The organism is Dyella sp. 01L423 (genome assembly GCF_056399945.1).
On record NZ_JBFTSI010000004.1, the window covers coordinates 176,711 to 188,774 of the forward strand.

Below are 12,064 nucleotides of genomic sequence, written 5' to 3' on the forward strand. Positions count from 1 at the left end.
ATCGCCGACCTCGGTCGCTTCCGCGAATACTCTAAACTGCACTCTTCCCACCCGTGGAGCCTTGCCATGTCCTCACGGATCACCGGCATCGGCCAGATCGCTGTCACCGTCAGCGACGTCGATGCAGCGCTATCGTTCTACCGCGACATCCTCGAGCTGCCTTTCCTGTTCCGCCCCGCCACCAACTTGGCGTTTCTCGACGCCGGCGGCATACGGCTGATGTTGTCGACACCGCAGGGCCACGGCAGCGTGGGCGGCAATTCCATTCTCTACTTCAAGGTCCCGGACATCGAGCACAGCTTCCGCGCCCTCCTCGATCACGGCGCGGTGGGCGAAAGTGAGCCGCAGGCAACCGCCGAGCTGTCCGACCACACGCTATGGCTGGCCTTTCTGCGCGATCCGGACGGCAATCTGGTCGGACTGATGGAAGAGCGCGCCAGGGCTTAGCTGCTCCCCGTCCTGTTGAATCGACGAGCCCGCAACCGGATGCACGCCAATTATTCCTGGCGTGCACCGCCCGTGCGGATCCGGCTTGCTTCCTTGATGGAACGCGATCGGGGGTGACGCTTCATCAAGGTGTGCTCCCAAGGGCAGGAGCCACTCCACTAGTTGATATGCATGCTGCACCTAGTCACTGGCGCCTCAATCAAACGCGAACGCTAGGCCATGCGCGCTGAAAGGGCGTCAAGGGCGGCGCACCCGCTTCGCAACTCAACGTGGGAACTACTTGCGTTCGCCGAAGCGATAAGTGGCCTGCACGTAATAGGCTCGTCCGTACACGTCGTAGTTGCTGCCGTTGTAGGGCGACGTGCTGGTGCCGGGATAGCTGCCATCGTGCGGCGGCATGCTGTTGAACACGTTGTTCACTTGTATGGCCAGCTGCAGCGCGGGCGTGGCCTGATAGGACACGCTGGCGTTGTAGCGGATCCACGGCGCCAGCTTGCCGGCGCCCGGGTAGTCGTAGCCGTAGTTGTCAGCAAGATAGTTCGGTGTACTGCCATACCGGTTGCCGTAGAGCGTGGCTTGCCAGCCGTGCAGGCGCCAAGTGGCCGAGGCATTGAAGCGGCTCTTGAAGTCGGTGCTCCAGGTGGGGTCACGCAGGGTGTCCACCATGGCGTCGCCGGGGTAGGCCTGATAGTCGTGCTTGAGCATGTCGCTATAGGAAGCCTGCAGGCTCAGATCGCCCCAGCGGCCAAGGTCGACGCCGTAACGCGCATCCATCACCAGCGCCGACACAACGCGCCGCGATACGTTGACCTTGCCGCGGTAGATCGACGTGATGGTGCCGACGGTGCCGTCATCGCTCACGCCCGCGCTGCGGGTCACCTGCGACAACGCGGCCTGGCACGAGGGAGAAGCGGCGTCGCGCTTGCCCTGGCGGCACAGCATTTCGTCGCGCAGCAGATCATCCACACTCTGTGCTTGCACCTCGCCTTGAATATTCCAGTGCAAGTAGTCGGCGCTGAGCGAGAAGCGTGGCAGCGGTGACCATACGACACCGTAGCTCCATGCTCTGGCTTCGATCGGCTTTAGATTGGGATTGCCGCTTTGCTGGCCGTAGTACTGCGCGTTGCTATAACGCGCCGGGCACTTGTCGATGGCGCCGCCGGTGTAACCGAGCGCGGCGCAGTTGTAGTAATCGACGGTGCTGCTGTAGAAGCCGCTGAGCCCTTGAAACTGATCGGCGAGCGATGGCGCCTTGAAGGCCGTGCCCACCTTGCCGCGCAACAGCAGCGTCTCCCACGGCCGGTACTCCAGTGAGGTATTCCACGTCGGTTTGTCCACCTGCTTGCCGGCCACGTCGTAGCTGTCGTAGCGCAATGAGGCGTCCGCCGTCAGTTGCTGCAGCAGCGGCGCGCGCGCCTCCAACGTTCCGGCGTAGCGCGAGCGATGGCCGGCACCCTGCACCGCCGTCGTGCCCCATACGCCGCCATTGAGCAGGCGGGCATCGGGCGAATAATCCCAGCCCTGATTACCTGCTTCCAATACAACAGCCATGCCTAAGTCACCACCTGGCAAGGTGGCCAGCGTGGCGCTGGTCAGCTGGCCGCGCAGCAGATTGTCCCAGGTCTTGCTGTGGCTGTAGGCAAAGCCGGTGAAGCTGCGGAAATCCGCGGGCGACATGGGGGCATAGAACGCCGCGTAGTCGGGCGAAAAACTGCGATACCCCCTGCCGCGCGGATCGGGCCCCAGGTCGGGACCCAGCACGCGCTGCTGGAAGTAGTTGTTGATGGGATCGGTCCAGCGCGCGAAGTTGCGTTGTTCCAACTGGTCGTCGGAATGGGTGAAGCCCATGTCGTAGTCCCACGACGATGAGCCCACCCGCCCCTTCGCGCCCAGCGTGAGCATGTAGGCACTCTCGGTGTATTTGTTCATGATCGAGTCGTAGCCGCCGATGTCCTCAGGCGAAAACGCTCGCTGCAGTTGCACGTAGTCGCGCAATTTGGGGTCGTAGAAGTATTTGTACTTGCTGCTGCTACCCCACCAGGTATAGCTGGAGCCGGAAGCGAAGCGCGTTTCGTTGTAGTTGTAGAGGAGGTCCCCATACATCTGCAGGTGTTCGCCCGCGTCGAAGGTGGCATGCGTGTAGAGCTGACCGCTTTCGCTGCCGTTGGCCAAGGTGCGGTAGCCCGGCGAGTAGAACGAGCCGCAATACGTGCCGTTGCCGGGACGCGACTGCAAGGCCTCGGTACCTGCGAACTGCCTGGTGACGCGACTACAGGCGCTGCTATCCACGCGATCGACGTTGATATAACGGCCGGTCGTGCCGCTGATCAGCAGATAGTCGCGGGTAGCCACCGGAGCGCTGGTGCCATCCTGGTTCACCCGTGCAGTGAGGTCGCGCTGGTAACCCCAGATCGGGTCCACCTTCTCGTACTGCACGCCTCCCATCAGGGTGAAGCGTCCGTGCTGGAAGCCGTCGCTGAAACTGATCCGGCGACTGATGCCGCCGCCGCTCTGGTAGTAGCCGTAACGCGCATCGAGCACGGGTCCTTCCGATCGCTTCTTGAGGATCACATTGACCACGCCAGCAATGGCGTCCGATCCGTACAGGGAGGATTGGGCGCCCGGCAGGATCTCGATGCGGTCGACCAACTGCATCGGGATACCCGCCAGGTTGTTGAACACGTCGGACCCGTTGTACAGCGCGGGGAAATTGCCCATCGGCCGGCCATCGACGAGATACTTGGTAAAGCCCGCCGGCATGCCGAACAGGCTCAAGGTCTGCGCACCTTGGGTGAACGAGGCCGACGTCTGCGCGCCCTGCACGCTGCCTACGGCGAAGGAGGATTGCTTGAGCGCATCGGCCACGCTGGCGAAGCCGCGTACCTCCATGTCCTTGGCCGTGATGGTGATCAGAGGTGCGGCGGTTTCCACCAGCACCTGCGGGATAAGCGAGCCGGTGACGTGGATCGCCTCCATCCGCTTCGCCTCCTTGGGGGACGCAACAGGTGGCTTGTCTTCAGCCTTGGCTTTCGGCGGCGCCGACTGGGCCAGTGCGGGTTCGGCGGCGGCCAGGGCAAGCAGGATCCAGAAGGCAAGGCGGCGCCAGCGGCGGCGGGGTGGCAACAGCGTCATGGATGAAGTTCTCCCTTGATGGCTGGCGGAGGGCGCACGGCCCTTGCCAGGCGATGGGGTCATCGCAAGAACACACGAAAGCAGAGCCTTCTTACCAAGTCAAAGTTGTGAACTGGGTCGATGAAAAGCCCAAGAATGGCTTGGCATTTGGCTTTCACAACAAAAGGTTTAAGTTGCCTACTAAACAAAAAGGCAAACCGTACGCGGGTTTTGCAGACCGCCTGCATCAGGCCTGCGATAACGCCGGCATCTCGCCGGGGCGTGCGCGAAGCGGCGCCCTTGCGAACCGCTTCGGCGTGTCGACCGAGGCGGTACGGCAGTGGCTGGGCGGCAATGCCGTACCCGAAGTGTCGCGACTGATCGAACTGGCTGACGAACTGGGCAGCAACCTTGACTGGCTGCTGATGGGCCGCCCACCGAGCGTGTCGGGTGCGCGCGAGCCCACGGTGACTTATCAGACGCTCAGCCCGCAGGAGCGGGCCGTGGTCAACATCATGCGCAAACTCAGCGCGCGTCGCCGCGACGCGCTGGTACAGCTGCTGACCGAGCAGTAGCAAAACGGCCCGATAGCGGGCCGTTTTCTTGTGCGATCAAAAGGCTTGCGCCTGCCTATGCGAAAGCGTCGCTCAGTAGCGCTGCATCCCTTCCACATGACATTGCGCCACGCTCTTGCTGGCGTTGGCAGCGCCGGCGTCATCGCCCGCATGCCGGCGCAGCTCAGCGATGGTCTGCCAGTTGCGGGCACACAGCGGTCCTAGCTTCGGGCCCAGATCCCATGAGCGATGCGCCAGTTGCTCGGCGTTGGCGTAATCCTTCAGGCGGATGGCCAGCTCGGCGCGGTCCTGCAGCAGGTCCGGCGAGTTGGGGCTGATCTTCAGCGCCTGATCGAGCTTGGTGGCGGCATCGTTGTACTTGCCCACGCGCAGATCCCCTTCGGCGGCGTCCTGCAGAGCGGCCACACCCGGATCGCGCAACGGGTTCACGTCAATGGCCGACTTCTCTTTGTCGCCGGCCGCGTGGATGGCCGCAAGCATCTGATCGTCGGACACGGTCGGGCGCGTGGCCTGCGACGGTGCCGTGGGCTGGCTGCACGCGGCGAGCAAGAGGACGGCCAACGAGACGGGCGCGGCTGAAAGACGAAGGGCACGACGAAACATGATCAATCCCGGATAGGAGCGGAGGAAGCCGGCGCAGGGGATCCGTCGCCGCCGCTGAAGAAATTGCCGACGTGCTGCCAGAAACAGCCTTCGGCGTCCTGTGACAGTGTACCGGCGACCACCGGCACCTGCCGCGCTCCTTCGCAGCCCTCTTCCGAACGCTTGCCATCGGCGGGGTTGATCCACGCCATTTCCAGACCCTGGCCCGGTGCCGCCGGCAGCGGACGGGTGGGCAATTTCTTGAACAGTTCCTGCCAGGCGCGCAGGCTGCCGGTGGCGCCGTACATGCCGCTGGGCTTGTTGTCGTCACGGCCCATCCAGAACACCGCGAGGTGATCGCCGGTGAAGCCGGCGAACCAGCTGTCGCGCATGTCGTTGCTGGTACCGGTCTTGCCGGCCGCATTGAGATACGACAGGCCCGAGCTGCCAATCGAGGCCGCCGTGCCCGAGCGGGTGACCTGCTGCATGGCCCAGGTCACCAGACGCACGGCCGGCTGGTATTCGCCGGTGCCGGTCTTCACTTCGTAGCGCTTGATGGTCTGGCCGCGCGCATCCACCACACCGCGCACCGCCAGCGGCGGCAGCGCATGGCCGTCGGCGGCGATGTACTGATAGAGCTGGGTGGCCTGCAGCGGCGACATGTCGACGGCGCCAATCAGCAGCGAGGGGCTGGGGTTGACGTTGGTGAGACCAAACGACTCGAGAAACGCCTTGATGCGTGACACGCCGATGTTCATGCCCAGATTGATCGTGGCGAGATTCCACGAATGCACGAGCGCATCGACCATCGGCACCGAGCCGTGCACATCGCCTTCGTCGTTCTTGGGTGTCCAGAAACTGCCGTCGGGCTGGCGCATGCTGATCGGCGAATCTTCCACGGGACTGGCCAGGTTCCAGCGTTCCGGATTGGTCAGCGCCACCAGGTAGACCAGCGGCTTCACCAGCGATCCGATCTGGCGCTTCGCATCGAGCGCGCGATTGAAGCCCTGGTCGCCGGGCACTTTGCTGCCGACGATGGCCAGCACAGCGCCCGTCTGCGCCTCGGTCACCACGGCGGCGGCTTGTGCCGCTTCGCCACGTTTGCCCAGGCCGCCGAGCGTGGTGGTGATGGCCTGTTCCGCGTACACCTGGGCGGCCGGGTCCAGCGTCGTGAAGATGCTCAGGTTGCCTTGGGAAAGCGTGTCATCGTCGAAGTCCGAGGTGATCTGCAAACGCACCAGGTCCATGAACGCGGGGAATCGGTTGTGCGGCAGTTGACCGTTGCTAACGATGCCTAGCGGCGTCGCCTTGTAGCCATTGGCCTGCTCAGCAGTGATCAGGCCGGTCTCGGCGAACTGGTCGATCACCAGGTTGCGGCGCGACAGCGCGCGATCCGGATAGCGGCGCGGGTCGTAATAGCTCGGCCCCTTCACCATGCCGATCAGCAGCGCCATTTCCTGGGGCTTGAGATCTTCCATGCGTCGGCCGAAGTAGAACTCCGAGGCCGCGGCAAAACCGTGCACGGCCTGACCACCCTGCTGGCCGAGGAAGACTTCGTTGACGTAGGCCTCGAGGATGCGGCTCTTGTCGTAATGCGCCTCGATGAGGATCGACATCAGCGCTTCGTTCAATTTGCGCGAGACATGTTGTTCGCGATCGAGGAACAGGTTGCGCACGAGCTGCTGCGTGAGCGTGGAACCGCCCTGCACGGTGTGGCCGGCACGCAGGTTGGCGAATGTCGCGCGCAGAATGGCCGTGAGATCGATGCCGAAGTGATGCTTGAAGTCGCGGTCTTCCACCGCCTGCAGGCCGCCCAGCAAGAGCGGTGGCACGTCGGTGAGGCGCACGATGCGGCGCTCTTCCTGCTGCGAGCCGTACACCGTGGCGATGCGCGCGGGATCGAGATGGGTCACGTCGATGGACTTGCCGTTGGCCAGATCCTTGACGCTGGCGACCTGCCCCTTGCCCAGTGCGACGCGGATGCGCTTGGGTACTTCGCCGCCATCCGGGCCGGCATAGCCGCGCGAGGCGATGGTGTAGGTGCTGCCCTCTTTCATCCAGGTTCCGGCCACGTCGGCGTGGCCGTCGTTGCTATAGCCGGCGAAGGTCAGCTCGAGTTCGAGCGTCGAAGGCGTCATCGGTGTACCTGCCGACAACGGCAGCGGCCTGGCGTAGATGCGCGTGGGTACCGCGAACACCAGATCGTTGAAGCGATCCTGCACACGCTTGTTGAGCACCATCGTGTACGGCAGCACGAAGCCGAACAGCAGTCCCATGCAGACCCAGAACGGAATGCGGATCCAGGGCCAGACGGCACTGAAGATCGAGCGGAGACGGGTCATGAAGTCCAAGTAGGGGCAATCCTGAACAGGGAGGCTCCGGGATCATAGGGCCTGCTTCCCGGCGGGCATCTGAACGCGCGCCGCGATGTCTGGCGTGGAGCGGGCGCCGGTGAGGCGCCCATCGGGCCAGTTGGGATTGCCGGAGGCGGTATTACAGCGGAGGCTGTGGCTCCCAGCACCGCGCATCGGGCTGGAACGGACGCGGCGACACGCCCAGCAATTGCTGCAACGAGGTGTTGTCGGCAATCAGATCGGCTTCCAGCCGCGACAGCGGGCCGCGCAGACGCGGCACCGCGTGCCGACCCAGGCGCAACAGCAGGGCCGGAATCGGCACCGGCACCGTGGACGTGGCGAGGCTGCGGCGAACCCGGGCGAACATCTCACCCGCGGTGAGCCTTTCGCCGCCGCCCAGCGGCACGATCTGGCCGGCCGCCTCCGGATGATCGAGTGCGGCCACCACGGCAGCGGCGATATCGTCCGCATGCACCGGCTGGCGCAGGCCGCTGCCGGCCGGCAACGGAAAGATGTGCAGGCGACTGGCGCGACGCGCGATCGGCGTGAGGCTCTTGTCGATACCGGCGCCATAGATGAGCGTCGGTCGGAAAATGGTCCAAGGCATCCCCAGCCGGTCGCAGGCAGCGGCGACGGCAAGCTCGCCTTCGCGCAGCGACTGCGAGAGCTCGCGCTCGGCGGGCACATCCGACGCCTGCTTGGACTCGGCGCTCATTGAACTGGTGGCGACGACACGCGTGGACGCCGGCAACCCGGCCGAGGCCAGCCACTGTGCAAACAAATTCAGCGGACCGAAGTTGATCACCGCCGTGGGGCGGCCCACGTCGAAGAGCGGGCCGGGCAGTTCGCCTTGCAGCCAATGCACACCGGCTTGCGCCTGCCGCGACTGGCGGCTCAACGCGAGCACCGATTCGCCGCGCGCACGAAGCCGTGGCAGCAGGAAATGGCCAATCTGACTGCTGGCCCCGAACACAAGCACCGTCATATCAACCGCCCGATTGCAGACGCGCGGTCAAGGTCGCGAGGCGCGGATTACCGGGTGCGAGCTTGCGTGCGCTATCGAGCGCCTGCGCCGCGCTGGCGCGATCGCCGTTCTGCAATTCCTGTTCGGCCTGATCCATCCAGGCACCAGCGAGACGGTTACGCAGCTCGCCCTGGCTGGCGCTGCCCGGCGAAAGATCGGCCAGGTCGGCGAGTCGATTGCCTGCCGCCGGAAGATTGCCGCTGGCCAACGCCTGGTTGAACTGCTGGACGGCCAAACCCGACAGCGACTCCAGCCCATGGCGCGCCGCTTCGTTGTTGCCGTCCATGGCCAAGGCCTGGCGGTAGAGGTCATAGGCGCTCTCGCCCGGCGGCAGCATCAGGTTGCCCTGCCGCGCAGCGGCATCGGCGCGCTGGATGGTCCGGGCCAGTTCCGCACTTTGCTGCGGCGTGAGCGGCGGATGCTGAAGGTTGTCGTTGCTGTCGGATGCGACATCGCTGGCGATGTCGTTGGCGACCTGCGCGGAGTTCGCTTTGCGGCTTTCGCCACCGATGCGGGCACGCGCTGCTGCCAGGTCCGCCGAATGCGGCGCGATGGCTGCCGCCTGATCCAGCAGTTGGCGTGCGTGGGCAGCGTCCGCGTTATCGATGGCGGCATTGGCCTGCACGATCAGCGCCTGCGCTACCTGGCCCAGGCCTGCCTTGGCATCGGCATTGTCCGGATCCATGGCCAGCGCCGCCTTGAAGTGCGCCAGCGCGGTGTCCTCGCCGGGACCCACGATGCGGCCGTCGCGCAGCGCGTCCTGACCCTGCTTGATGGCATCGCTGAGGGCGCCGTTGTTTTGCTGGTTCTCTTGCACCAGCGCTGCCCGGAGCGCGGGCAGTTCGGCGTAATTGGGCAGCAGCACGGCAAGGCGATCGACCAGGGTCGCCGCCTGCGCGCGATCGCCTGCATCGAGTGCCTTGTGCACTTGGCCGGCGATCGCGTCGCCGACCTGTTCCAGGCCATGCTTGGCTACGGCGTTGTTGGGATCGGCCGCCAGCACGCGGCGATACAGTTCGCCTGCGCCGTCGTCGCCGTCGAGCTTGCCCGCGGCGAAGGCCTGCTGGGCCTGGTCCACCAGTCGATCGGTGGGCACGGCGCCGTTGCGCGCCGCCGCCAAGGCCTGGGTCAATCGATCGACATCGCTGCCGCCGCCCAACAATTCGCGAGCCGCGGTGAGCGCCTGGTCCGCTTCGTCCAGCTTGCGGGCCTGCAGTGCGGCATCCGCTCGCGCGATCTCGGCCTGACCCACGTTGCGCAGGCCGTCGCGGGCACGGTCGTTGTCGGGCTGAAGCGCACGCGCCGCTTCGAACAATTCGCGCGCGCTGCTGCCGTCGTTGCCATCGAGATGGCCGTCCTGCAGCGCGGTTTCCGCACGCCCCAGGATGCCGTCCAGTTCGGTGTTCGGCACCAGCCCGCGCAATCGGTCCTGGCCGATCCACAGCGAGGTACCGATGCCGATGGCAATCAGCACTACCACCGGCACCAGCCAGCCGCGGCGCCGGGGACGGTGCGCGGGCGGGCGCGACGAGCCACCGCGGCGCAGATCGGGATCCAGCGTGAACTTGGGCAGCCCGTCGTCCTCCCGGGACTGGGGCGCCGGCTCGTCCAGGTTGTCGAGGTTGCCAAGGGTGGGCTCGGTGCGGCCCGACGACCCGTGGTCGTGCTGGTCTTTGCGTCCGTTCATGGGTTCACGAAGGTGGGTTAACGTGGGCAGCTTAACATTGCGCCGCTGCCGCTCCCGGGTGGGAACGCACGGTGTTCAGGCTCCGCTGACGCGGCGTGCGTCGACCACGTTGGGCAGCGCCACCAGCCGGCTCAGCAGGCCCGACAGCTGCTCGAAGTCGCGTACACGCAGGGTGAAGCGCATCTCCACTTCGCCCGTGTGGCCCAACAGCCGGCTGGACGACGCGATGATGTGCGTGCCCATATTGCTGATCAGGCTGGTGACGTCCTTCTGCAAGCCCTTGCGGTCGTAGCCGCTCAACTCGATGTCCACTTCGTAGGCCCGGGCGGCAGCCTTGCCCCACTCCACCTCGATCACCCGATCCGGATCGCGCCGGGCCAGACGTGCCAGGCTGGCGCAATCGGCACGATGCACGGACACGCCGCGACCGCGGGTCACAAAGCCGCGCACCGGATCACCCGGCAACGGCTGGCAGCAGCGCGCGAGCGTGGTGAGCAGATTGCCGACACCCTCGATACTTAGCGCGCTGTGATCGCGCAACGCCTGCCTTGCCTGGGCGGCAGCCGAGGGTGGCGGTGCAGCAGGCGGCGGCGCTGCCGCCTCTTGCAACACGCGTGCGATCTGGCCAGGCGCCACTTCGCCGAGCGCCAGCGCCACCAGCAATTCGTCGTGCGTCTTCAGATGGAAATGCGCGGGCAACTTGCCGAGGTCGGCCGCGGGCAGCGCCAGTCGCTTGATCTCCTTTTCGAAGATCGCACGCCCGGCGGCGAGATTGGCATCGTGCGCAATGCGGCGGAACCACGTGCGCACTTTCTCCTTGGCGCGCGAGGTATGCAGATAGCCATGATGCGAGGACAGCCAGTCACGGCTGGGCTCGGCCACTTTCGCCGTCAGCACCTCGATGCGATCGCCGCTGGAAGGCTGGAACGTCAGGGGCACGATGCGTCCGTTGACTTTGGCGCCGCGGCAGCGATGACCTACTTCGGTGTGCACGTGATAGGCGAAATCCAACACGGTGGCACCGTGCGGCAGGTCCACCACTTCGCCCTTGGGCGTAAGCACGTAGACGCGGTCTTCGAGCAGCTCGGTATGCAGGTCGGCGGCCAGATCGCCGTCGCTGTCCGGACGGGGTTCGAGCAGGCGGCGCATCCAGGCGATCTTCGCCTCGAATTCGCTGTCGCCCGCACCGCCTTCCTTGTAGCGCCAATGCGCGGCCACGCCGAGCTCGTTGATGCGATGCATCTCCTGCGTGCGGATCTGCACTTCCAGCGTCTTGCCACGCGGTCCGATCACGGCCGTGTGCAGGGAGCGATAGTCGTTGCCCTTGGGGCGCGCGATGTAATCGTCGAACTCACCCGGCAGGTGCGGCCACAGCGTGTGCACCACGCCGAGCGCGCCGTAGCAGTCGCCGACGGAATCCACCAGCACGCGGATGGCGCGGATGTCGTAGAGATCGGAGAATTCCAGCGACTTGCGCTGCATCTTCTTCCAGATCGAATAGATGTGTTTCGGCCGGCCGGCGAGTTCGGCGTGGATGCCGGCCGCTGCCAGCGAGTGTTGCAACGCGTCCAGCGATTCGCGGATGAAGTCTTCGCGATCGACGCGCCGCTCGTCCAATAACCGCGCAATGCGCTTATAAGTTTCCGGTTGCAGGTAGCGGAAGCTCAAGTCCTCCAGCTCCCACTTCAATTGCCAGATACCCAGGCGATTGGCCAGCGGTGAGTGGATGTCCTGCGTGAGGCGTGCCAGCTCCTGGCGCTCGCTGTCCGGCAGGCTGCTCGCGGCGCGCATATGCGCCAGCTGGCGCGCCAGCAGGATGAACACCACGCGCAAGTCACGGATGATGGCCAGCAACAGGCGGCGCAGCCCTTCTGCGCCACGGTCGCTGCCGTGCTGTGCATGCAGCGCCCACACTTTTTCCGCGGCGAGCTGGCCACTGACCAGCCGCTGCAGCTCAGGCGGCAAGTTGGCTTCACGCAATGCCCACAAGGCCGGATCGATGCGCGACACCTCGAACCACAGGGCGGCGGCCTGGGTCTGGGCATCGCAGCCCAGCATGGCCAGCAGCTCCAGCACGTCCACGCATTCGGCCTGGTTCATGGGCAGCACGGCGCAGGTGTCCAGCGCCTCGCCCAGGATGGGCGGCACGCTGCCGGCGCGTTCGCGCCACTCGGCGAGACCCGAGCTTGCATGGAGGACGGCTTGAACCATGCCGCTATTCTAATGCAGTCACCCTGGTTTCCCGGCGCCTGCATGAACCGGCGATTCATGCCGTGTATGCTGC

Annotated in this window: 8 protein-coding genes; 2 read left to right on the forward strand and 6 right to left on the reverse strand. The window is 65.4% G+C overall.

All coding sequences use genetic code 11. The features are described from left to right. Positions 1 to 66: 66 nt before the first annotated feature. Positions 67 to 447: a VOC family protein gene (locus AC1DMY_RS13485; RefSeq protein WP_477165443.1), complete on the forward strand. Its 381-nt coding sequence runs from the start codon at positions 67 to 69 to the stop codon at positions 445 to 447. Between the two features lie 276 nt (positions 448 to 723). Here the strand turns inward: AC1DMY_RS13485 and AC1DMY_RS13490 are convergent, their stop codons facing one another. Continuing rightward, entirely contained in the window at positions 724 to 3,579 is a 2,856-nt protein-coding gene (locus AC1DMY_RS13490) for a TonB-dependent receptor domain-containing protein (protein ID WP_477165444.1), read from the reverse strand. Positions 3,580 to 3,581: 2 nt separating this feature from the next. Between AC1DMY_RS13490 and AC1DMY_RS13495 the strand changes: the two genes are divergently transcribed. Then, complete coding sequence (locus AC1DMY_RS13495; RefSeq protein WP_477165445.1) at positions 3,582 to 4,133, forward strand: helix-turn-helix domain-containing protein; 552 nt, start codon at positions 3,582 to 3,584, stop codon at positions 4,131 to 4,133. A 72-nt stretch (positions 4,134 to 4,205) separates the two neighbouring features. Here the strand turns inward: AC1DMY_RS13495 and AC1DMY_RS13500 are convergent, their stop codons facing one another. From AC1DMY_RS13500 to AC1DMY_RS13520, 5 genes are all read right to left on the reverse strand, one after another. Beyond that, positions 4,206 to 4,736 carry a tetratricopeptide repeat protein gene (locus AC1DMY_RS13500; RefSeq protein ID WP_477165446.1) on the reverse strand — a complete coding sequence of 177 codons (531 nt, stop codon included), beginning with the start codon at positions 4,734 to 4,736 and terminating at the stop codon, positions 4,206 to 4,208. A 2-nt stretch (positions 4,737 to 4,738) separates the two neighbouring features. Next, positions 4,739 to 7,066: a penicillin-binding protein 1B gene (gene mrcB / locus AC1DMY_RS13505; RefSeq protein WP_477165447.1), complete on the reverse strand. Its 2,328-nt coding sequence runs from the start codon at positions 7,064 to 7,066 to the stop codon at positions 4,739 to 4,741. Between the two features lie 142 nt (positions 7,067 to 7,208). After that, a complete protein-coding gene (locus AC1DMY_RS13510; RefSeq protein ID WP_477165448.1) occupies positions 7,209 to 8,054 on the reverse strand; it encodes an SDR family oxidoreductase in 846 nt (281 codons plus the stop codon). A 1-nt stretch (position 8,055) separates the two neighbouring features. Next, positions 8,056 to 9,780, reverse strand: coding sequence for a tetratricopeptide repeat protein (locus tag AC1DMY_RS13515; RefSeq protein WP_477165449.1), 1,725 nt, complete (start codon positions 9,778 to 9,780; stop codon positions 8,056 to 8,058). 75 nt (positions 9,781 to 9,855) lie between these two features. Beyond that, complete coding sequence (locus AC1DMY_RS13520; RefSeq protein ID WP_477165450.1) at positions 9,856 to 11,991, reverse strand: RelA/SpoT family protein; 2,136 nt, start codon at positions 11,989 to 11,991, stop codon at positions 9,856 to 9,858. Positions 11,992 to 12,064 lie beyond the last annotated feature (73 nt).